Source organism: Arthrobacter sp. RT-1, assembly GCF_003367205.1.
Taxonomy (GTDB): Bacteria; Actinomycetota; Actinomycetes; order Actinomycetales; family Micrococcaceae; genus Arthrobacter.
Genome location: NZ_QRGQ01000024.1, coordinates 45,799 through 66,684 on the forward strand (window position 1 = coordinate 45,799; position 20,886 = coordinate 66,684).

The window sequence follows — 20,886 nt, forward strand, 5'->3', positions numbered from 1 at the left end:
CCGGGTTCAGCCGCCGACGACGTCGAGCGCCAGGAGTTGCGCGCCCTCACCCTCAGCGATGATCGCCAAAGCCGTGCCCGCCTCAGCAGGGAACACGAGGTCCGTGATGGTGGCCAGCCCGTCCTGGGCGAAGACCTCCACTGAGCAACGGTCAAGGTAGGCGCGAAGGCGGAGGCGGCCGTCCTGCAACGGGACGGCCACCGTCTCAATGGAGGCGAAGGTTGCGTGGAAATCCACGTGCCCTGACGCGCTCCGGTCCAGGCGCAGCATTCCTTCCGCCACGTCGTAGGTGAGCAGCGTGGCCTGGGCGCCGCCCGCGCGGAGCATCAGTCCCACCCGCGTCGCGGTGCCCGGCTCGAACTCAACATCGATGCGCGCCACTGTCCCGGTGACCGGAAGTTCCAGCGTCCCCGGCACCAAGCGCTGCGGTCCCAGGTGGAAGGTTCCAGACTCCGATCCCTCGAAGGGATCGACAGCCTCCTGCCGGAGCACCACCTTGCCGTCCACCCGGGTCAGCGTAACTTCCCGCGGCAACGACATTGCACTCCGCCAGCCGCCGGTGGGGATGGAGCCCGCGTAGTCCCAGTTGTTCATCCATCCGATCATGATGCGCCGGCCGTCGGGCACATTGCTGAAGGAGACGGCGGCGTAGTAGTCACGTCCCCAATCCAGCCAGCCGTACTCGCGCATCCGGCTGCCGTCCTTCTGGAGGCCCTCGGTGACGGTCGATTCGGACCTGAACGTCACGCCGTCGAACCCGCCCTGGAAGTACTGCCCGGCTGAGCCGCCGGCAATTCCTCCCGGGTTGATGTTCACGATGAGGACCCACTTCCTGTCCTCCGGGTTCCCGTCCACGGGCAGCTCGAACAGGTCCGGGCATTCCCACACACCGCCGGTGGCGTTCGCAGGCCCGAACGTGCTCAGGTACTCCCAGGCCTTCAGGTCCGCGGACTTGTAGAGCACCACCTGCCGCTCCACCGCCTCGACGGCGGCCATGACCCAGTAACCTCCGGCGGCGCCGTCGTACCAGAAAACCTTGGGGTCCCGGAAATCGGCCGAGGCGCGGTCCAGGACCGGGTTGCCCTGGTGCTTGGTCCAGGTCCTGCCCTCGTCCACGCTGTAGGCGAGGGACTGGGCCTGCCGGCCGGCCAACCGCGAGTCACCACCGTAGGCGCTGGTATAGACAGCCACGAGCGGCGGGTTCCAGGCAGTGCCGAATCCGCTGCTGTTGTTCCGGTCGAATACCACTGAGCCGGAGAAGATGGCCTCCTGCGCGTCGCAGGGAATGGCCACCGGCTGCTCCTCCCAGTGCAGCAGATCCCGGGAGGTGGCGTGGCCCCAGGACATGTTGCCCCAGTCCGTGCCGAAGGGGTTGTGCTGGTAGAAGAGGTGGTAGGTCTCGTTGAGGTAGACCAGCCCGTTGGGATCGTTGAGCCAGTTGCGTTCGGCGGTGTAGTGCCATGCGGGGCGGAACCGGTCCCTCGACGGAACTGTCGGGGCGGCGGCGGACGCGGGAGCCGCCGTCGTCGTCAATGGATTCATTGTGGCCTAGCCCTTCACGCCGCTGGAGGCGATGCTGTTGACGAAGGAACGCTGGAAGGCGATGAACAGCACCACCACGGGAACGGTGATGAGGGATGCGTACGCCATGACCTCGCCCCAGGAGACGTTCAGCTGGAAGAAGTACTGGATGCCGATCATCACCGGGCGCAGTTCCTCGGACTGGACCACCATGAGCGGCCAGAGGTAGGAGTTCCAGGCCGGCAGGAAGGTCAGGATCGCCACGGTGGCGGTGGCTGGGCCGGACAGCGGCATGACCACCTGGCGGTAGATCTTGAACCAGCCGGCGCCGTCGATCCGCGCGGCCTCGTCCAGTTCCTTGGGAATGGACTCGAAGTACTGGTGGAACAGGTAGATCGAGAAGGCGTTGGCGATGAAGGGGATAATCTGGACCTGGTACGTGTCCAGCCAGCCCTTGGAGAATTCGAGGCTGAAGCCGTTCAGCTCGAAGTAGGGGAGCTGGTTGACCCACCACACCAACGGCAGGGCAAGGGTCTGGAAGGGCACGATCAGCGTGGCGAGGATGGCGGTGAACACGATTTTCTTGCCGCGGACCTGCATCCGGGAGAGGGCGAAGGCGCACAGGCTGTTGACGAAGATCCCGAGGATCACGGTGACGGCGGAGACGCCCACCGAGTTCAGCAGGAAGCGGGCGGCCGGGACGCGGTCGAAGACGGCGGTGTAGTTGTCGAAGGAGATGTTGCCCACCGGCAGGAATGCGGCCAGGGAGGACATGTCGCCGAAGATCTGCTGGTCCGGCTTCAGGGAGGACACGAGCATAAAAACGATGGGGAACGCGGCGACGACGGCGAAGAGGATCCGCACCAGCATGGTGCCGGCGTTTTTCAGGAGCAGTTGGTTTTTCATGTCAGTCTTTCTCCCGCGTAAGGTAGCGCTGCACCGCGGAGACGATCAGCACGAGGACGAAGAACACCAGCGAGATGGCGGAGGCGTAGGAAGTTTCCTGCTGCCGGTAGCCGGACTGGACAGCCTCGTAAATGATGGTGGTGGTCGAGTCCATGGGACCGCCCTGGGTCATAACGCTGATCTGGTCGAAGAGCCCAAGGGCCTGGATGGTGATGGTGACAAGGACCAGGCTGCGCGTGTGGAAGAGGCCGGGCCAGGTCACGTAGCGGAACTGCTGCCACCGGCTGGTGCCGTCCAGCTGCGAGGCCTCGTACAGTTCACCGGAGATGCCCTGGAGCCCGGCGAGCCAGATGATCATGTGGAATCCGGCCGCCTGCCAGATGGACAGGATGATGATGGCCGGCATTGCGGTGTTGGGGTCGCCGAGCCAGTCCGGGCCGTCGATCAGGCCGAAGCTGACGGCGGCGAGGATCTCGTTGATCAGGCCGTCCTTGCGGTACATGAACAGCCACAGCAGCGAGACCACCACCATGGAGGTGACCACGGGCAGGAAGTACACGGTGCGGAAGAAGTTCACGCCGCGGAATTTCTTGTTGATCAGCAGCGCCATCACCAGGGCCAGGCCGGACTGCACCGGAACGATGACGACGGTGAAGTAGGCGACGTTGAGCAGGGCACGGTAGAACGTGGGGTCCGAGAAGAGCCGGGCGAAGTTCTCCACGCCCACAAATTCGACCGGACGCGGCGAGATGAGCCGCGCGTTGGTGAAGGCCAGACCGAAGCCAAGGACGGCCGGGATGAAGATGAAGGCGAGCAGCAGCAGTGCCGCCGGGGCGATCATGCCCCAGCCGCTGAGCTGTTCCCGGCGGAAGCCAGGGCGGCTGTGGGTCTTGGGGGCCTTACCTTTCGCGTTCGACGGCGGCAGGGCAGTTTCAGGGGTGGCTGGACTTGGGCGTGTGGGAAGGGAAGCAGTTGCCATGAGGGTCTCCGTAGGTCGGGCTGCCGGATGGCTGCGGGGAGCAGCCATCCGGGGCTCCGGCTAGTTCTTGTAGCCGCCGTTGGACTTGATGTTGGCGTCGATCGCCTTCACGGCGTTATCAAGGGTGGACTTCGCGTCCGCCCCGTTCAGGATGTCCTGCACGGCCTTCCCGTATTCGGTGGCGATGAAGGGGTAGGCGGGCGTCTCGGGCCGCATGACCGCGTATTCGCGGGAGAAGTCCATGAAGATCCGGTTGGCGCCGCCCTGGGCGAAGGCCGGAATCTGGGCCGCCGCCTCTTCGCTGGCAGGAATCGCGCCGGTGGCCTTGGCCACTGCGGCAATGTTTTCCGGCTTCAGGGAGTAGGAGAGGTAGTCCATGGCTGCCTCGGCGTTGCTGCAGCCGCTGGTGACGCCCCACTGCCAGGAGGCGCCGCCGATCTTCGGGCCCTCGCCGAGGTCCACCGGCGGCATGACGACGAGGTCGTCGCCAAGGGCCGCCCTGGCCTTGTCCCCGGCCCACGAGCCCGTGTAGACGATCGCTGACTTGTTGTTCAGGAAGTCCTGGGTGGAGTCCTTGCCGCTCTTCTTGGCCATGAAGCCCTGGTCCGCGAGGCCGCGGAACCACTCGGCCCACTCCACCGCCTTGTCGCCGTTCAGTGCGCCCTCTGCACTTTGGAAGCCGTCCCTGTTCACCAGGTCGCCGCCGAACGACTGCAGGAGGGGGGAGTAGCCGTACGGAAGCCATTCGCCAGTGCCGGCGGTGCCCAGGTCCAGCGGGTGCTCCCACGTGCCCAGAGCCTTGAGCTTGCTGAGGGCATCCTGGAACTCTTCCTTGGTCCACGGCTTCTCCATGGTGGCGGGGCGTACGCCGGCGGCCTTCAGGTCAGAGGCGCGGGCCATCATGGCCAGGGCGACATCATAGTAGCCAACGGCGTAGGGCTTTCCATCCCATTCAGCCACAGTGCTGGGGAGATGCTTGGAAAGGTCCGCATCCAGTTCGAGGGGCTTCAGGTACCCGGCCCAGGCCCAGTTAGGCACGTTGGGGCCGTCAATGTCCACGATGCAGGGCAGGTTGCCCGCGGCTGCTGCCGAGACCACGGAGTCGTTGTAGGAGTCCTGGGGGAAGGCCTGGATCCTGATCTTCACGTTGTCCTGGCTGCCGTTGTAGGAGTCAACGATCTTCTGGACGGCAGCCAGTTCCTCCGGGTTGCCGGCGTTGTGGGTCCAGAGCGCGATCTCACCGGAACCTTCAGTGGAAGACGATGCACTGCCCTTGCCGCAGCCGGCGAGGGTGGCTGTGAGGGCGGCTGCGGCTATGCTGGTCGCCAGGATCTTGGTGAACTTCTTGTTCATGGGTCGGTCTTTCTGCTTGGACAGCGGGGGATTGATGTAGGTCCTGCAGGGAACGCGGCCGCTGCAACGGCTGCGTTCCCGTTTTTAACGGGGGTTTTCTTGCGCCTGGGTGTCAGTTCCGGGGCGGAGCGACGGACTCCCGCTCAATGACGGGGCAGGAAATCTTTTCCTGCCTCCGCGGCGCCCCGGGGTCCTCAAGCTCCTCCAGGAGTTTCAGGACAGCCCACCGGCCCATCTCATAGTGGGGGAGGGCCATGGTGGACAGGCCCGGCCAGAGGCCGTCGGCGATGAGCTCAAGGTTGTCAACGCCCACAATTGAAACGTCAGCCGGAACCTTCAGGCCAAGGTGCCCTGCCGCCTGGTAGGCGCCCATGGCCATCTGGTCATTGAAGCAGAACAGCGCGGTGGGTGGTTCCGCCCGGGACAACAGCTGAAGCGCCGCTTCCCGGCCTCCCGCAGTGCTTGGATGTCCGGCCATCAGGCAGTCCGCGGGTAGTTCCAGTCCATGGCGGACAAGCGCTGCGCGGAACCCTGCGAGCCGCCCGTGGGCGGCCGGAATATCGTCCTCGTTGTTGACCATGGCAATCCGGCGATGACCGGCCGTAACCAGAAGTTCGGCCGCGGACTCGCCGGCGCCGAACTCGTCCGGCACCACAGAGGACAGTGCGGGGTTGTCCGGGGTGGCGTCGAGGACAACAGTTGGGGCTGCACCCAGTTCGCCCGGGACGGACACCTGCTGGTTGAACATGCGGGCGTAGACGATGCCGTCCACCTGGTGCTGCTGCAGGGCCCGGATTTCCTGGCGCTCCAGCTCATTGTCCAAGCCGGAGTTGACCACCATCAGCAAGTACCCGTGCTCCGAGGCGGCGTCCTGGGCGCCCTGGATCATGGCACCGGCAAAGGGCGTGGTGGTGATCTCGTCACTGACAAGGCCGAGGATCTGTGAACGCTGGTTGCGCAGTCCGCTTGCCAGGCGGTTCGGTGCGTAGCCGAGGTCACCGGCTACGGCTTTGATGTGTTCCACAGTCCGGGCGTTGACCCGGGAGCTGTGCGCTTCGCTCAGGGCATGCGACACGGTGGTTACGGAGACGCCGGCAGCTTTCGCCACGTCCCGGATGTTGACCTTTGTCGCCATTGACTTCGTTCCTTTGCAAAACGTTTTGTATGTTGCTTGCATCACTATATGCAAAACGTTTTGCAACCGTCAAGGCCTAGAAGCTGGTCACCAGTTCGCCGAGTACCTCCTCGAGCCTGTTCGGGTCGGTGGCGTCGTAGTAGTGCGCCCCGCTCGCCCTGGCGATTTCAAGCAAAGTGGGGACGTCGGCGTCGGGCCCGTATGCGAGTGTAAAGACGAGCACCGGTGTCGCGTGGTTCTGATGGCTGAGCTGTTCGGTGAGCCCGGGCAGGTCTCCGGGGTGGGTGGAATCATTCTTGCCGTCGCTCAAAAGCACAATGGTGTTGATGAAGCTGTCTTTGTAGTCCTTGGCCTGATCGCCGGCGAAGCGGCCAACCGCTTCAAAAAGCGGCGTAGCGTCCACGGCCTGGAGCCCGTTGAGCTTGGCGATGATGTCTTCTTTATTGGTCTTCAGCGGGGCTACCGGGCTAACGATGCCCGGCTGCAGGGGGCCGTCATCCACATGGGAGAACGCGGCCAGCCCAATCTCGTCCTCACCCACGAAGTGGTCCAGTGCCTTGACAACGGCATCCTTGGCCCGCTGCAACTTGGTCACTCCGGTCTCCTGCACCATGGACTCGGAAACATCCAGCAGGAACAAGGCCCTGGCCCGCTTGCGGACCTCGTGGAAGCTGTCCTGCATGGCAACAAGCGCCTCCGCCTTGGGGAGTGGCAGCGGTTGGAGCGTCTCAGCGTACCGGCCGGTTGCCGCCACGGTGGCGTCCAGCTTTCCCTGGATGCTGCGGTAGCCGGACGCCTTGACGACGTCCTGGCCCTGCTCCGTCACCGCGAACGCGAGGAAGTCCTGCGCGGCCAGACGCTGCTGGCTCTGTACCCATTCGCCGTCAAGGATTACTGCCGGGTTGTCAGCCACGTGCACGCCGTCATTGGGGTAGATGGCCCGGAGGGGCTCCCTGGGCACGGGGCCGGACTGCTTTTTCGTACCGTCCTCGCTGACCACTCCCCGGTTATAGTCCCAGACCGCCTTTTCATCCACGATCACCGCGGAGAGGAACTCCGCGACGTTCCCGGCGTCGTCAGCCTCCCTGGCGTGCCACAGGAAATGCTCGGGAGTGGCCATGTAGTGGCTGGTGCCCAGTTCCACGGCACGCACCTTCTCCACCAGGGACGGTGCATCCAGGTCCATGTCGTCCAAGCCCCCAAGGCTGCCGCCGGCGGCACCGTAGGAAGCGGCAAGGGCCATCAAGCCCGACGTTGAAACGAGCGGACTGGCCTTGCCGAACTTGAATTTCCCCCAGTCGCCATGGCCGAGGCGCTCCCAGACGTCCTGCTCTTCGGACATTTTGAAGACCTCAGACCACGACGGCGGTTTGCTGTCCCAGCCGAGGGCGCGCACCATCGTCTCCGGCATGGCGACAACGATCGCACTCCGGGCGATGCTGGTTCCTTCCTGGCTGGCAGGGCTTCCGATGGCATCTTCCCCTGCGATCCGTAACCACGCGGAGGAATCCGGCAGCCAGATGGAGGGCCTGTCGGCGGCCGGAACGCCTGGGAACTGCGCCCCCACCTTGCCGGCAGCGACTCCCGATTTTTCCTGGGTGACTGCCGGCGTCACGCATTTACCGTCCACGCTGCGGGGTTTCGCGGTGTACGCGGCCGCCAGGGCGCGGACCATCTCGGCGTTCTCGAGCGAAGTGAGGATGTTCAGGGAGATGCAGGGCGAGGCCCCGGCAACGGCGGCAGGATTGTCCTGTGTCAAGGGCTCGGTTGCTGAAGGTGTGTTGCCATTCCCCCCGGACGTGCCCCCGTCCCCTGGATCGGGAAAGAGCATGGTGCGCAGCACGAATGCGCCGCCAACGATGAGAAGGGCCACTGTGGCCGCCGCTGCGATCCAGATCCATCGCGGATAGATCGGGTCAGTTGCTGCGCGTCGACGGCCCATGCTCGTTTCCTTTGAAATCCGCCGGGTCACCCCGGTGTGAATGCAAATTATGAAACTGGCCCGCGGCAGTCACACCGCGGGTGCGCCTAGCCCCCCGCCCTGATGCCCCCGCAACTGGATACGCATTCTGAGGATAACCCCGCCGGGCGCAAAGATTCAGGTTGTTGATGGAATTTTGTGGGTTCCTGAGCCTGGTTTACGTGCTCTGGATCAGGACGGGTGCCAGGTCTACATTGGTAATTGGCTTATGCAGAGGGCCTACCCGCCGCCGATCCAGGAGGGGACCATGAGCCCCACACCAAAACAACCAATCACCGATGACAGCATCCAGGTCCGACAGGTTAACCACTACCAGTTCAGCTGGGTGGCCGGGGACGCCGGAAAGCCGGGCACCTGGACCCTCCAGCTGGTCCTTGACCAAGGGGCGTGGGAGGAGGTCCTTACCCTTGACGCAGAGGACGCCGAGGTACTCCAAGGCCTCCTGAAACGCTCAGCGACCGTGTACTACGACGTCCGCCGACGCACACTGATGTTCGGGACAACGCCGGCAGGGCAGTAACTGCCTGCCCGCACCGTCAGTCAGTCCAGGCCCGCATTAAGGATCCGCAGGGCGTTCTCCTGCGCCTCCAGTGTTTGCTCAGCCACCATCTCGCCGCGAAGGTGGCCTGCGCTGGCAATGATGTTTCGAAGTTCCGTGACACTGCGTGCTGTGCCGGCGTCCCGGTGCGCCATGTCGTGGCAGTTGGCGCACAGGGGCACAAGGTCCGCGACGGGGTCCAGTTGGTATCCGTTGCCCAGCAGGGATGCCGGCACAGTGTGGTGGACGTGGATGAATCCGTCTCCGAGTTCACCGTAACGCGCCTCGAAGGAGAAACCACAGGCAGCGCATGACGTGCCATGGAACGCCAGGCATATTCGCCGCGCGTCCGGGTCGCGTTCATAGCGGTTCACTTCAATACTGCTGACCGCCTCCACCGGGTAGGTTCCTGGAACCAGTTCGTTGACGGTGGCGGCGGCAGGTCCCAGCTCCCGCCACAGCCGGCGAAGCCCAGGCTCCGCCGACAACGGGACCGTCGTCGGTTGGCGGATCGCGTTGCCCCACCGGACGCCGGGCACTGCTGTGGCCAACACGTCCGGCCTTATCTGCTCGCCAAGGGGCAGCAAGGCGTCGAAGACGACGCCGACATACTGCCCGTCTGCCTGCGGATCGTGGAGATGCCCCGCTTGGCAGATCCCGGTGAGCACAGCACCGTGGCCGATCAGGCCGCTGCCTGCGTCACTGCTGCCGTGGAGGAAAAGCCAAACTTCCGTTTCGGGCCCAATGTTCCGGCGTCGATTAATACCCCAGCGGACAAAAAACCGGCCGGCTTCCCTGACCTGCTCGACGGCGTCCCGGTAGTTCCAAGGGTTCCGCCCGTCCGTATTCCATCCCAGAATTACTGCTGCCACTGCTTTAGCCAGGCAGCCGGACTAGATGGGTTCCTTGGCCAGTGCCTTGGTTTTGGCGGGCGTTTCACGTCCGAGACGCTCATCGAGCGTCACCCGTAGCCTGGCCGCTGCAACCTGGACACGGTGCTCGGCAGGAGTGGCCTTCTTCTTCGCCGGTTTGGCGGTGGTACTCCGGGGAGTATGGACAAACCGGTGTTCAGATGACGCAGCGCTCATTGTCCAACCTCCTCAGTCTTGTGCTTACCAGTCATTTCATTGTCGCCCATGTCTCCATCGGAGTCCACGGACGGGACATCCTGGGCGGAGTCGTAGTCCTCCCCGTTCTCATCGCCGGAGACGTTTTTCCAGGCGATATCGAACAACTCGAGTTCCTCCTCGCGCGCCAGTTCGCTCCGCGCCAGAACTTCCAGCGTCGCGAGCCCCAGGGCTTTGGTCCCTTCATCGTCGTCCAATGCGCGGTCCAGCGCCCACTGGGTCCGCCGCCACCATTCGGCGCGGCTGTCAGCTTCGGTCTTCTGCCTCAGCGCCTGGACGTCCGCTTCCCGCTTTTGATCCAGTGCCGTCTTGTCTGCAGCCGTACGCTGTTTGAGCGTGCGCCAGTTGATGTAAAAAGCCAGAAGGGCCGCAATGAGAACGGCCAGGGGTCCCAGGCCGGCAAGTATTACCCACCAGTCGGCCGGCCCTGAATGGACTACGACGTCGAGCGGGCTGGGGGAGGGGGCGGGAGTCACCCGACCAGCATAAGTGGCGGGATGAAACCCTAAGCGTGTTCTTCTTCCGGCAACGAGTACGAGGAGCACGACGGCGTACGTGACAGCAGCCCGAAGTCCACCAGGTAGCGGCGCAGCAGCACTACGTCGTCGGTATAGCTGAGGAGCCGTTCATTGACCTGTCTCTCCGTCAGGGTTTCACCCGGCTTGATGGCCTGACTGACTATCCAGGCCAGGAGCTCCCGCCGCTCTGCCTTATTAGCGGGATACCTCTCGATCCTGCCCAGGCGCATGAACCGGTCCAAACCTGTCTGCGCCTGCCGTCGCGGTTGCTGCCCCAGGAGGTCACGGAATATCGATCCGGGTGCCTCCAAGTCACCGGAAGCATTCCGTTCCACAAGACCGGAATCGAGCAGGGCAGCGACGGCCCGCTTACGCCGTTGATCGTTGGCATCACCAGGGACCTCGGCGCCGAGCACTATGTGCGCGTACGCAGCCCTTGCGTCATCGTTGGCGAGAGCTGCCATCACACGCCGCCAGTGCGGTCCGCTCATCCGCCTGCTTCCAGTCACTCCGTTGTCCTTACTCCACATCCGCCCCGGCCGTATTGCGAGTGAACGAAACGAGGCGGCCCGGAGAGACGGCGCCTCTCCGTTCAGACGGCTGTGTATCCTCCATCTACGAGATAGTAGCCACCGGTCATGAACGATGCGTCCTCGGACAGGAGGAAGGCAACGAGGTGGGCGACTTCCTCGGACCTGCCAAGCCGGCCCAGGGCGTGCTTTCCTTCGAGCACCTGCAGGGCTTCGGCGCTGAGGCTGCTCTCAACGAGCGGCGTCCGGATGTAACCGGGGCCAACCGAGTTGATGCGCAGGCCCTGGGGTCCGTATTCGGCGGCGGCGTTCTTGGTAATCCCCACCACCCCGTGCTTTGCGGCGGTGTAAGCGCCGTTCCCCAGGGCTGCGACACTTCCGTGAATGGAGGCCATATTCACGATGGCGCACTTGTCCGCGCCGGCAGCGAGCATCTGCGGTATCTGGTAACGCATGCCGTACAGCACCCCGTTGAGGTTGATGCCGATGACCTTGTCCCACTCGTCCAGGTCGGTTTCGCCGGCGGGTGCCTGCTTGCCGCCGATGCCCGCATTGTTGACGGCCAAATGGAGGGCCCCGTAGGTGTCAACGGCGTGGCGGACAACCTTCTCGGCGTCCTCCTTGTTCGCCGTGTCCTGGCGGACGGCCGAGGCGGTCGCGCCGTCGCCAACGATTTCCTGGACAACGCGCTCCGCCGCCTCCACGTTGATGTCGCTTACCACCACGCTGGCACCCTTGGCGGCGACTTCCTTACAGATTGCCTCGCCGATGCCGGAGCCGCCGCCGGTGACCAGCGCAACTTTGCCTGTGAACTGTGCCATGCTGTCCTCTCTCTATGGGCTACTGGAAGTCGGCGAGCCAGAGATCCGGCCCGAAGACTTCGTACTGGATGTCTTTCGCCGGAATTCCCGTAGCGATCAGGTCGCTCCGGACGGCTTGGAGGAACGGCAGCGGGCCGCAGAGGTAGTACTCGGCGTCGATCGGAAACTCCACCGCGTTGATATCCATGAACCCCTGGAATGAGGTGCCGCCTGGATCTTCATCCGGATTCAGGAACCAGGTGTACAGGGATCCGTCAGCCAGCAGGCTGAGGTCCTCGGTGACCTGCCGGCGGAGCGGAAACGAGGCCGGAGTGTCATCTGCATGCAGGAACATCACTTGGCGCTGCGAGCCGGCCTTCACCAGGTGGGACAGCATTCCGGCCATCGGAGTGATGCCGATCCCTGCGCTCGCCAGAACCACCGGCCTGTCCGTGTACCCCAGCACCACGTCGCCGAAAGGCGCTGACAGCACCACTTCGTCGCCCACCTTGACGTCGTTGTGCAGCAGGTTGGACATCTCGCCGTCGGGAGTGCCCAGCCCGTGCACCCTTTTGACCGCGAAATGCCGGTGTTTCCCGTCGTCCGCGCGGGTGAGGCTGTATTGGCGCGGCTGATGCACGCCGTCGTTCATCAGCATTTTGATGGTTACGTACTGTACGGGCAGGGACGGCCTGACCTCGCGTTCGTCGGTCCTTTCCACCACGAAGGTGACCACATCCTCGGTCTCCTGGATGCGCTCGGCCACCCGCCACGTCCGCCAGATGGTGCCCGGTGAAAGGTGCACCGCGTTGTAGAGGCCACGTTCCTTGTTGATCAGCATGTTCGCCATCAGCCAGTAGACCTCGTCCCAGGCCTCGGCAACTGGCGGGGTGACAGCGTCGCCCAGCACATCGACGATTGCCCACATCAGGTGGTCATGGACGGTCTGGTACTGGTCCGGGCTCAGGCCGAGCGAGACGTGTTTATGGGCAACGCGTGACAGCAGGTGGTCAGGTAGCTGGTCCGGTTTCTCCACTAAATACTTGGCGAACGCAGCGATTGATCCGGCCAGCGCCTGCTGCTGGCGGCCGTCCGCCTGGTTGCCCCGGTTGAAGAGACCGTCCAGCAGGTCCGGCCGCGCTTCGAACATGTGCTTGTAAAAGCGTTTGGCGATCTCCCCGATATGCTCTCCGACCACGGGCAGGGTCGCCTCGATGACGGGACGTGACGTGTCAGAGAGCATCATCGGTCCTTCCGGAATGTCCTGGCAGCGGCCAGCCTTCAGGGGTGCAAATCTAACAGCATTGGCACCCCGGGAGAAGAGGCAACCGACCGGTCCAGGCAGCCGAAAACCCCTTGTCCTCGGCCTGGAGTTAGGCAACGATGGTGATCTACTCCAGGAGGCGGCCATGGTCCAGCTGGGCAAATTCGAAAAGTACCTGATCGAGGAATTCTTCGACGACTACCGGGCCGGCGACATGACCCACCGGACCTTCACCCGCCGGGTGGCATTCATCACCGGGAGTATGACCGCCGCTTCCGCCGCCATGCTTCTCGTGGGCTGCACGCCCGAGGAGGTCCCGCGCAGTACGGACCCCATGCCCACGCCCAGTCCGTCATCCTCGACGGCGGGCAACGGCACGTCGACGTCGGGCGCCGTTCCCGGAGCCACGAGCCCGCTGTCCGTTCCGGAGGGCACGCAGGGGATAACGACGTCGACCGTCACCTTCCCCTCCGGCGGCACGGACATCAGTGGTTACCTTGCCCGGCAGGAGGCCGCAGCGGCTGGTCCTGCCGTAATGATCTGCCACGAAAACCGCGGACTGACGCCGCACATCCAGGACGTGGCCCGGCGTTTTGCCAAGGCTGGCTACAGCGCCCTGGCGCTTGACCTGCTCAGCAGGGAAGGAGGAACGGCGGGCATGGACCCCGACGCCGTGCCGGGTGCGCTGACCAGGGCCGGTGCACCGCGCCACGTGGGCGACTTCGCCGCGGCCTTCGACTACCTGGCGGCACAGGACTTCGTTGACCCTGCCCGCATCGGCATGAACGGCTACTGCTTCGGCGGCGGCATTACCTGGCAGGCGGCCACAGAACTGAGCGGCCTTAAAGCCACTGCCGCGTTTTACGGACCGGCCCCGGACCTCAACAGGGTTCCCGGCATCAAGGCGGCCGTCTTCGGCGTCTACGCGGAGCGGGACCAGCGCATCACCGGAGCCATGCCGGCACTCCGCGACGCTTTGGCCGCAACGTCGGTAACCCATCAGCTCACCGTCTATCCCGGCGTCGACCATGCCTTTCACAACGACACCGGCGAGCGCTACAACGAAGCGCAAGCAACTGCCGCGTGGAACGACACGATGGCCTGGTTCGGGCAGCACCTTTAGTCCGCGGACGGCTGGTTTCCACCCCTGCCGTTCATCAGTATGCTTACTATTGTTGGGTAAGCCGATCACGAGGAAGGCATCATCATGACTGAACAGAACCTCCCTGACGACGAACTGGAAGTTGTCGAGGAAAACGACGTGCCTCTCGACGAGACTCCCGGCGCCGCCGCATCCTTCGAACTCGACCCCGTCTCCGGCGAACCGGACAACTACCCGGGTGCCGCCGAAAACAATCCGGACCGCTGGCAGGAAGATCCCCTGCTCCAGGACGAGGCCGTGTCCGGCGAAGAAGAGGACTTTCTCAGCGATCAGACACTGCGGGACGAGACGGCCGAGGCCCGGTATGAGGCCGGCGATGAGCAGGTGCCCCCTGATACGCCGACCCTCGGCGAAGCCGTTGCAGACGTTGACTTTGGCGAAAACCCCGGCGGTGCGGAAGCCGAGGGCAGTGACGACACGGAAAACTTCGGCGGTTCCCCGCTGAGCGAGTTCGATCCCGACGATCTGGAACGCTAAAGCCAAGAGCATCTGGCCTTCGGCCCAAAGTGGGCTAAAATACTAAGCAGACTGATGAATATCGGTTGGCAAGATCAAGACTGAAGGAGTTTCACATGAACTTGGGAAGCATGATCAGGAACGCCGCTGGACGATTCGCAGGCAGGGCCGAGACCGGCGGAACAGTGCGCCGGCGCGGCATCGGCGCACCAGGACGCACCCCGCACACAACCGGTGCGGTGGGCGGCAGGCAAAGTGGCATCGCCGGCAAGATTATGGGAATGCTCAGGCGGCACTGACCCCCACACGACACACCACAAGGCAGGTTCCTCCGGAGCCTGCTTTTTGGTTTCCACCTATAACCATGCGTGAACTCATTGTCCTTGGAACTGCATCGCAGGTCCCTACCCGCAGCAGGAACCATAACGGGTACCTGCTGCGCTGGGACCGCGAAGGCCTGCTCTTCGACCCCGGCGAGGGCACCCAGCGCCAGATGATCCATGCCGGTGTATCGGCAAGCCAGATCACCAGGATCTGCCTCACCCACGTCCACGGCGACCACTGTTTCGGCCTGCCCGGCGTGCTGTCCCGCATGGCTTTGGACGGGGTCACGCATCCCGTACACCTCCACTATCCAGCGTCCGGGGAGGATGTGGTCCGGGCCCTCGTTTCCATCAGTTCGCCCGGGATCGACCTGAGGCTCCAGCCCCACCGCACGTCCGGGGCTATTGCTGACGGGCTGGACGTCCGGCCGTTGAAGCACCGCATCGAAACCTACGGCTACCGGCTCACGGAACCGGACGGCCGCACCCTGTTGCCCCACCTGCTCGCGGCAGCGGGCATTGAAGGCCCCGACGTGGGGCGCCTGCAGCGCGAAGGCTCCCTCGCCGGCGTCGGACTGGAAGACGTCAGCGTGCCCCGGCCCGGGCAGCGCTTCGCGTTCGTCATGGACACCGCTCCATGCAGGGGCGCGGAAGAGCTGGCCGACGGCGTGGATCTTTTGGTCGCGGAGTCCACCTTCAGCGACGACGACGCCGGGCTGGCGCACCAGTACCGCCACCTCACCGCCGGGCAGGCAGGAGAGTTGGCGGCAGGCGGCGCTGCCGGCACCCTGGTCCTCACGCATTTCTCGTCCAGGTACGGCGACGACCTCACCATGCTTGCCGGGCAGGCCGCTGCGCGGGCGGGCAGCACTCGTGTCATTGCCGCCCAAGACCTGCAACGGATCGCCTTCCCCCGGCGCGAGCGCTGGCAGGAGGGCGGCGTCCCGGCGGGACCGGCCGTGGGGCGCGGGAGCATTGCCAAAGCGCACAAGGAGGATCACAGTGAAATACGTGGCAGCAGTCCGGAAGCTGGCCACCCGACCCGGCGTGGAGGCCGACAATGAGCGCAACTTCCGAAGAAGTGTTTGACGTTACTCCCGAAGACAAGGAACCCGCCCTCAAACGGGTGCTCGGCCCCAAACTCCTCCTGCTGTTCATCGTGGGGGACATCCTCGGAGCCGGCGTCTATGCCGTGACCGGAACCATGGCAGGGACAGTGGGCGGCATCGTCTGGCTGCCCTTTCTGCTGGCGTTCGTGGTGGCCACGCTGACAGCCTTTTCCTACCTTGAGCTGGTCACCCAGTATCCGCAGGCCGCGGGGGCCGCGCTCTATACGCACAAAGCATTCGGGATCCACTTCGTCACCTTCCTCGTGGCCTTCGCTGTGGTCTGCTCCGGCATTACCAGCGCGTCGACATCGGCGAACGTCCTGGCCCAAAACTTTTTCGGCGGGCTGGAGATCAACGGGGTGATGGGTGATCCGGGGCAGGGCGTGATCACTGCAGTGGCCCTCGCGTTTATGCTCCTGCTGGCGGTTATCAATCTGCGCGGCGTGGGGGAGAGCGTTAAATTCAACGTGGTGCTGACCCTGGTGGAGATGATCGCGCTCTGCATCGTGATCGGCGTCGGCTTCTACGTGATGGCCCAGGGGACAGGCAATCCGGGCGAAATCTTCGTGTTCAACGACTACCAGGACAAGGGACTGTTCCTGGCCGTCACCGCCGCCACCTCCATCGCCTTCTTCGCCATGGTGGGCTTCGAAGACTCGGTGAACATGGTGGAAGAAACCCGGAACCCCGAAAAGATCTTCCCCCGGACCATGCTGACCGGGCTCGGTATTGCCGTGCTCCTCTACATGCTGGTGGCGGTCTCCGTGGTCAGCGTCCTGACCCCCACGGAGCTTGAAGGCATCCGGGAAGCTGAGGGAGCCGCGCTCCTGGAAGTGGTCCACAAAGGGTCACCCGACTTCCCGATCGACAGGGTCTTCCCGTTCCTGGCCGTCTTCGCCGTCGCCAACACAGCCCTGATCAACATGCTGATGGCCAGCCGCCTCATCTACGGCATGGCCCGGCAACACGTCCTGCCGCGGGCCTTGGGGAAGGTGCTGCCCGTTCGCCGCACCCCCTGGGCCGGCATCGCCTTCTCCACCATCCTCGCGCTGGGCCTGATCCTCTATGTGACCAGCGATCCCGAGAGCAACATTGTGGCCAACCTGTCCGGCACCACGGCGTTCCTGCTGCTGTGCGTCTTTACCGTGGTGAACGTGGCCTGCCTGGTGCTGCGGCGGAAGCGGGACCCCGACCGGAAGGTGTTCTTCACCTCGCCCGGCCAACTGCCCCTCGTGGCGGCACTGCTCTGCGCGTTCCTTGCCGGCCCGTGGGTGGGCCGCAACGTGATCCAGTACCAGATTGCCGGCGGACTGATGGTGATCGGGGTTGTCCTGTGGCTGGTTACCTGGCTGGTCAACCGGCGGACAAACGACAGGGATTCCAACGACACGGATAGGGTTAATCCATGACTGCCTCTGCAGAATCAACAGTTACTTTCGACGGCCGCTTCGCCAGGGAACTGGCGGAATTGGCGGTTCCCTGGCAGGCGGAGGAAGCCCCCGACCCGCAGCTCCTGGTCTTCAATGAGGCGCTCGCACATGAGCTGGGACTCGACCCGGACTACCTGCGCACGCCCGAGGGCGTCCGGCTCCTGCTCGGCAACCACCTGCCGGAAGGGGCAACCCCCGTGGCCCAGGCCTACGCCGGACACCAGTTCGGTGGCTACTCGCCCCTGCTCGGCGACGGCCGGGCCCTGCTCCTCGGCGAGATCGTGGACGCCAGCGGCCGCCTGCGGGACATCCATCTCAAGGGTTCTGGCCGCACACCCTTTGCGCGGGCAGGCGACGGACGTGCCGTCGTCGGGCCGATGCTGCGGGAGTACCTGGTGAGCGAGGCGATGCATGCGCTGCGCATCCCCACCACCCGCTCGCTGGCCGTGGTGGGTACCGGACGGCAGGTGCGCCGGGATGACATGCTGCCCGGCGCGGTCCTGGCGCGCGTGGCCAGCAGCCACCTGCGCGTGGGAAGTTTCCAGTACGCGCGGGCTACGGACAATATTGAGCTGCTGCGCCGGCTGGCGGACCACGCCATCGCCAGGCACTACCCGGCCGCTGCCGAAGCAGAAAACCCGTACCTGGCCCTCTTTAAGGGCGTAGTGTCCGCCCAGGCCTCGCTGGTGGCGCAGTGGATGCTGGTGGGGTTTGTCCATGGTGTGATGAATACGGACAACATGACCATCTCCGGTGAAACCATCGACTACGGACCCTGCGCCTTTATGGACGCCTTTAATCCCGCCGCGGTCTACAGCTCCATCGACGTCGGCGGACGCTATGCGTACGCCAACCAGCCCGTCGTGGCCGAATGGAACCTCGCCCGCCTCGCCGAAGCGATGCTGCCGCTTTTCAATGAGGACCAGGAACAGGCCGTTGCCCCCGCCGTGGAAGCCCTGGGCGAATTCCGGAAGCAGTACAGCGATGCCTGGTTCAGCGGCATGAAAACCAAGCTGGGCCTCCCGGAAGCCCCGGCCGGAAGCCCTGGGGACGCCGCAGCATCGGAGCTGGTGGACGGGGTTGTTGCGCTGCTCAAGGACGGCCCCGTCGATTACACCCAGTTCTTCCGGAACCTCGGCCAGGCAGCGCGCGGGAACGTCCGGCCGGCCCGCGGCATGGTCCTGGACCTCGCCGCGTTCGACGCCTGGGCCGGGCAGTGGCTGGCACTGGATCCCGACGCTGACCTGATGGATTCGGTGAACCCGGTGTACATCCCGCGCAACCACCTCGTGGAGGAAGCGCTCGCGGCCGCCACCGGGGGGGACCTTGATCCGCTGCACCGGCTGCTGCAGGCCGTCAGTGCTCCCTACGATGAACGCCCGGGCCTTGAACGCTACACGGAAGGCCCGCCGGAAGACTTCGGCACCTACATGACCTTCTGCGGTACGTAACCCGGAAGGGCCGGGAACGAGACAAGGGCGGCAGCCGGGATATCCCGGCTGCCGCCCTTGTCTGCGCTGCTTCGGTATGCGAGCGAAATTACGCTACGCGGACGAAGGAAGCTCCACTGAGCCAGCTAATGGAGTGGACCTCGGTCTTGAAGCCGTCAACGCCGCCGCTGACAACCTGGCCGTTGCCGGCGAAGACGCCCACGTGGCCGGCAGTGATCACCAGGTCACCCGGGGCGGGGGTGCCCACCACGGAGCCGTACTGGTAGAACTGGCCCGGGGCCAGGTCGCCCACGGACTTGCCAACGGCGCGGAGAGCCTTCTCCACCATGGCGGTGCAATCCTGCTGGACGCCGAGCTGGCCGTAGGCGTTGGCCAGGATGGCTGCGCCGGTGCCCGTTCCGGTGGCAACGGGAGCAGCCGGTGCCGGGGCCGGGGCCGGAGCGGGGGCGGTGGAGGCGTAGGAGATGTTCATGCCGGTGTTCGCGGGAGCTGATGCGGCCTGGACCGGAGCGGCGGCGGGTGCTGCGTATCCGGCGCCCGGGATGGTGATCTGGTCGCCCGGGTAGATGATGGTCGAGATGTCCAGCCCGTTGGCGGCGAGGACATCGTTGAGGCTGACGCCGTTGGCTGCCGAGATGGCGCCCAGGGTGTCACCGGAAACAACGGTGTGGACGTTGGCGGCGGCTGCTGCTGCGGGGGCGGCAACTGCGGCGGCGGGCGCCGAGTAGGCCTGGACGTTAGTGGCTTCGGTGCTGTCCGGGCCGGTCACGCCTGCATGGGCCGGAGCTCCGACGCCGAACGCAATGCCGGATGCAGCGGCAACTGCGAGGGCCGGGCGGCCGAGCGTCCGGGCCTGGGACTTGGCGGAAACAGCCAAACCCTGAAGCACGATCGAGCGGGCTGGAGTCGCGCGGTGACGGGCGGTGATGGAATTTTTTGACACGGTTGATCGCCTCTCCCATGCCTGCGGGGTGAGCTGTCGGGTTCGGGTTGGAGATACCCGGCCGAAAGCAACCCCGAACGGAACGAGGCGCTATCGACTTAACCCCAAGGCTTTGAAAAAGCCGCGGAAACTTGGTTCCCCCGTCCCTGCCAACAGGAAAGCGATTGAATCCCGTATCAGCGGCAGGGCTCGGCATGCTGAGGGGAATGTCCCGCTTGGGAGGGACACGTGAAAGACCATAACCCGCCCTGCAGCCGATTGTCACATTTGGATAACATACGAGGCCCTTCTCTCGGATTAAGCAATCGTCTTGACTGTCGGGCACGCTGCCGGGCTGACCTCGGCTGATAGCTTTTGTTAACCCTGCGCACAGGATCGCGTAACAAAGTCATAAAGTTGCGCACGTAACACCGCTCCTGCGGGAACGCGGATAGCTCCCTGCCGGGCGTCGACAGTGACCTGCAGAGGCAGCACAGTGCCCACCTTGTCCTCCGCAATGGCATGCGGGTCACAGCGGGCGGGGCGGATATGCAAGGGGAACTGACGGGGGACGTCACCCGCCGTGAGGGTGAGGTTTTCCGGCCAGGGATTCCGGGGCGCTTCGGCCAGCAGGGGAGTGCCGCCAATGCTCCGTATGGTCAGGGACCGGGCCGCCTGGTCCGGGTTTTTCCTATCTGCTGCCGGGTGCGGGGCCACCACAAGGTGGACGACGGCGGTGCGCGCGTCCGGCGCCACCTCCAGCTGCGTGCCCAGGCGGATGTCCGCCACGGCGGCTACTGCGGTGGCGAGGCAGAGTTCGCCATTGTTGCGCCGGAGGACCCCGAATGGATCAGAGGCGCTGAAGGTCAGTTGCCGCGGCCGGGACTGTCCGGGTGAGGTCACGAGGACGGTGGCCTTCGCCGTTTCCCCGTCCGGGGAGGGGCGCCCTTCGCATGTTGCAGCGGGAAGCGCCGCCGGCAGGCTTTTCGGCTGGCCGGGCGGCAGTTCGAGGTCATCCCCGGCGGGCATCCAGCTGATCGCTTCTTGAAAGAAGGCAGAGATGACTTCGGCCTGGATCAGCGTCACCGCAGCGTCTGACGTATTGGTGAGCTGCAGCTGGACCTCAGGCTTGCCATATTGGTCCCGCGACTGGTTTAGCTCGACAGCTATGGGTCCTTGCCCTGCTGTGGCAGTCGGTGTCTCCCCGGTAGTCTCCGGCGCCGGGGAGGATGTGCAGGCCGACGCTGCCTGTACCGTCGCCAGTGCTGCCGCCGCGGCCAGGACCCGCAGGCGGCGAGGGTGTGGACGGAGCACTCCAGTTCCTGCCGGTGCGCCATTCCCGCCCATGCCACAAGTCTAGGATCGGCACGCACGGACGGCG

General features: G+C 64.8%; 21 protein-coding genes and 1 riboswitch. Of the genes, 7 read left to right on the forward strand and 14 right to left on the reverse strand.

The window, feature by feature from the left end:
- Positions 1-6: 6 nt before the first annotated feature.
- The 6 genes from DXK94_RS15860 to DXK94_RS15885 form a co-directional block, all read right to left on the reverse strand.
- The gene (locus tag DXK94_RS15860; protein WP_079596274.1) at positions 7-1,542 is read right to left on the reverse strand and encodes a glycoside hydrolase family 32 protein; all 1,536 of its coding nucleotides are present in this window, start codon (positions 1,540-1,542) and stop codon (positions 7-9) included.
- 6 nt (positions 1,543-1,548) lie between these two features.
- On the reverse strand, positions 1,549-2,427 hold the full coding sequence (locus DXK94_RS15865; protein WP_079596273.1) for a carbohydrate ABC transporter permease: 879 nt from the start codon (positions 2,425-2,427) through the stop codon (positions 1,549-1,551).
- A gap of 1 nt (position 2,428) precedes the next feature.
- Positions 2,429-3,406 (reverse strand): carbohydrate ABC transporter permease, encoded by a 978-nt coding sequence (locus DXK94_RS15870; RefSeq protein WP_176156800.1) that lies wholly within the window; start codon positions 3,404-3,406, stop codon positions 2,429-2,431.
- Positions 3,407-3,466: 60 nt separating this feature from the next.
- Positions 3,467-4,759, reverse strand: coding sequence for a sugar ABC transporter substrate-binding protein (locus tag DXK94_RS15875; protein WP_079596272.1), 1,293 nt, complete (start codon positions 4,757-4,759; stop codon positions 3,467-3,469).
- A 112-nt stretch (positions 4,760-4,871) separates the two neighbouring features.
- On the reverse strand, positions 4,872-5,894 hold the full coding sequence (locus tag DXK94_RS15880) for a LacI family DNA-binding transcriptional regulator (RefSeq protein WP_079596271.1): 1,023 nt from the start codon (positions 5,892-5,894) through the stop codon (positions 4,872-4,874).
- A 76-nt stretch (positions 5,895-5,970) separates the two neighbouring features.
- Positions 5,971-7,836 (reverse strand): substrate-binding domain-containing protein, encoded by a 1,866-nt coding sequence (locus tag DXK94_RS15885; RefSeq protein ID WP_079596270.1) that lies wholly within the window; start codon positions 7,834-7,836, stop codon positions 5,971-5,973.
- A gap of 286 nt (positions 7,837-8,122) precedes the next feature.
- Here DXK94_RS15885 and DXK94_RS15890 point away from each other — a divergent pair, with 286 nt between their 5' ends.
- Positions 8,123-8,395, forward strand: coding sequence for a hypothetical protein (locus DXK94_RS15890; protein WP_079596269.1), 273 nt, complete (start codon positions 8,123-8,125; stop codon positions 8,393-8,395).
- A 20-nt stretch (positions 8,396-8,415) separates the two neighbouring features.
- Here the strand turns inward: DXK94_RS15890 and DXK94_RS15895 are convergent, their stop codons facing one another.
- The 6 genes from DXK94_RS15895 to DXK94_RS15920 all read right to left on the reverse strand — a co-directional run bounded on the left by DXK94_RS15895 (position 8,416) and on the right by DXK94_RS15920 (position 12,631).
- Positions 8,416-9,285: an HNH endonuclease gene (locus DXK94_RS15895; RefSeq protein WP_115525710.1), complete on the reverse strand. Its 870-nt coding sequence runs from the start codon at positions 9,283-9,285 to the stop codon at positions 8,416-8,418.
- A 21-nt stretch (positions 9,286-9,306) separates the two neighbouring features.
- Complete coding sequence (locus DXK94_RS15900; RefSeq protein WP_115525711.1) at positions 9,307-9,501, reverse strand: hypothetical protein; 195 nt, start codon at positions 9,499-9,501, stop codon at positions 9,307-9,309.
- Positions 9,498-10,016: a hypothetical protein gene (locus tag DXK94_RS15905; RefSeq protein ID WP_079596266.1), complete on the reverse strand. Its 519-nt coding sequence runs from the start codon at positions 10,014-10,016 to the stop codon at positions 9,498-9,500. The genes DXK94_RS15900 and DXK94_RS15905 overlap by 4 nt, the downstream gene beginning before the upstream one ends.
- 29 nt (positions 10,017-10,045) lie before the next feature.
- Positions 10,046-10,567 (reverse strand): DUF2087 domain-containing protein, encoded by a 522-nt coding sequence (locus DXK94_RS15910; protein ID WP_258868574.1) that lies wholly within the window; start codon positions 10,565-10,567, stop codon positions 10,046-10,048.
- 83 nt (positions 10,568-10,650) lie between these two features.
- Entirely contained in the window at positions 10,651-11,409 is a 759-nt protein-coding gene (locus tag DXK94_RS15915; RefSeq protein WP_115525712.1) for an SDR family NAD(P)-dependent oxidoreductase, read from the reverse strand.
- Between the two features lie 19 nt (positions 11,410-11,428).
- The gene (locus tag DXK94_RS15920; RefSeq protein WP_115525839.1) at positions 11,429-12,631 is read right to left on the reverse strand and encodes a globin domain-containing protein; all 1,203 of its coding nucleotides are present in this window, start codon (positions 12,629-12,631) and stop codon (positions 11,429-11,431) included.
- Between the two features lie 166 nt (positions 12,632-12,797).
- Between DXK94_RS15920 and DXK94_RS15925 the strand changes: the two genes are divergently transcribed.
- From DXK94_RS15925 to DXK94_RS15950, 6 genes are all read left to right on the forward strand, one after another.
- Positions 12,798-13,775, forward strand: coding sequence for a dienelactone hydrolase family protein (locus DXK94_RS15925; RefSeq protein WP_115525713.1), 978 nt, complete (start codon positions 12,798-12,800; stop codon positions 13,773-13,775).
- Between the two features lie 84 nt (positions 13,776-13,859).
- Positions 13,860-14,291 carry a hypothetical protein gene (locus DXK94_RS15930; protein ID WP_115525714.1) on the forward strand — a complete coding sequence of 144 codons (432 nt, stop codon included), beginning with the start codon at positions 13,860-13,862 and terminating at the stop codon, positions 14,289-14,291.
- A 95-nt stretch (positions 14,292-14,386) separates the two neighbouring features.
- Entirely contained in the window at positions 14,387-14,569 is a 183-nt protein-coding gene (locus DXK94_RS15935; RefSeq protein WP_115525715.1) for a hypothetical protein, read from the forward strand.
- Positions 14,570-14,634: 65 nt separating this feature from the next.
- Positions 14,635-15,657 carry a ribonuclease Z gene (locus tag DXK94_RS15940; protein WP_115525716.1) on the forward strand — a complete coding sequence of 341 codons (1,023 nt, stop codon included), beginning with the start codon at positions 14,635-14,637 and terminating at the stop codon, positions 15,655-15,657.
- The gene (locus DXK94_RS15945) at positions 15,654-17,111 is read left to right on the forward strand and encodes an APC family permease (RefSeq protein WP_115525717.1); all 1,458 of its coding nucleotides are present in this window, start codon (positions 15,654-15,656) and stop codon (positions 17,109-17,111) included. Before DXK94_RS15940 ends, DXK94_RS15945 begins: the two co-directional genes overlap by 4 nt.
- Positions 17,108-18,583 carry a YdiU family protein gene (locus DXK94_RS15950; RefSeq protein WP_115525718.1) on the forward strand — a complete coding sequence of 492 codons (1,476 nt, stop codon included), beginning with the start codon at positions 17,108-17,110 and terminating at the stop codon, positions 18,581-18,583. The genes DXK94_RS15945 and DXK94_RS15950 overlap by 4 nt, the downstream gene beginning before the upstream one ends.
- 88 nt (positions 18,584-18,671) lie before the next feature.
- On the opposite strand, the gene DXK94_RS15955 is transcribed toward DXK94_RS15950, so the two are convergent.
- Both DXK94_RS15955 and DXK94_RS15960 read right to left on the reverse strand, forming a co-directional pair.
- Positions 18,672-19,526: a LysM domain-containing protein gene (locus DXK94_RS15955; protein WP_115525719.1), complete on the reverse strand. Its 855-nt coding sequence runs from the start codon at positions 19,524-19,526 to the stop codon at positions 18,672-18,674.
- Positions 19,527-19,529: 3 nt separating this feature from the next.
- A riboswitch (cyclic di-AMP (ydaO/yuaA leader) is annotated at positions 19,530-19,699 on the reverse strand.
- A 184-nt stretch (positions 19,700-19,883) separates the two neighbouring features.
- Positions 19,884-20,852, reverse strand: a complete 969-nt coding sequence (locus DXK94_RS15960) for a hypothetical protein (RefSeq protein ID WP_258868575.1) — start codon at positions 20,850-20,852, stop codon at positions 19,884-19,886.
- Between the last annotated feature and the right edge of the window lie 34 nt (positions 20,853-20,886).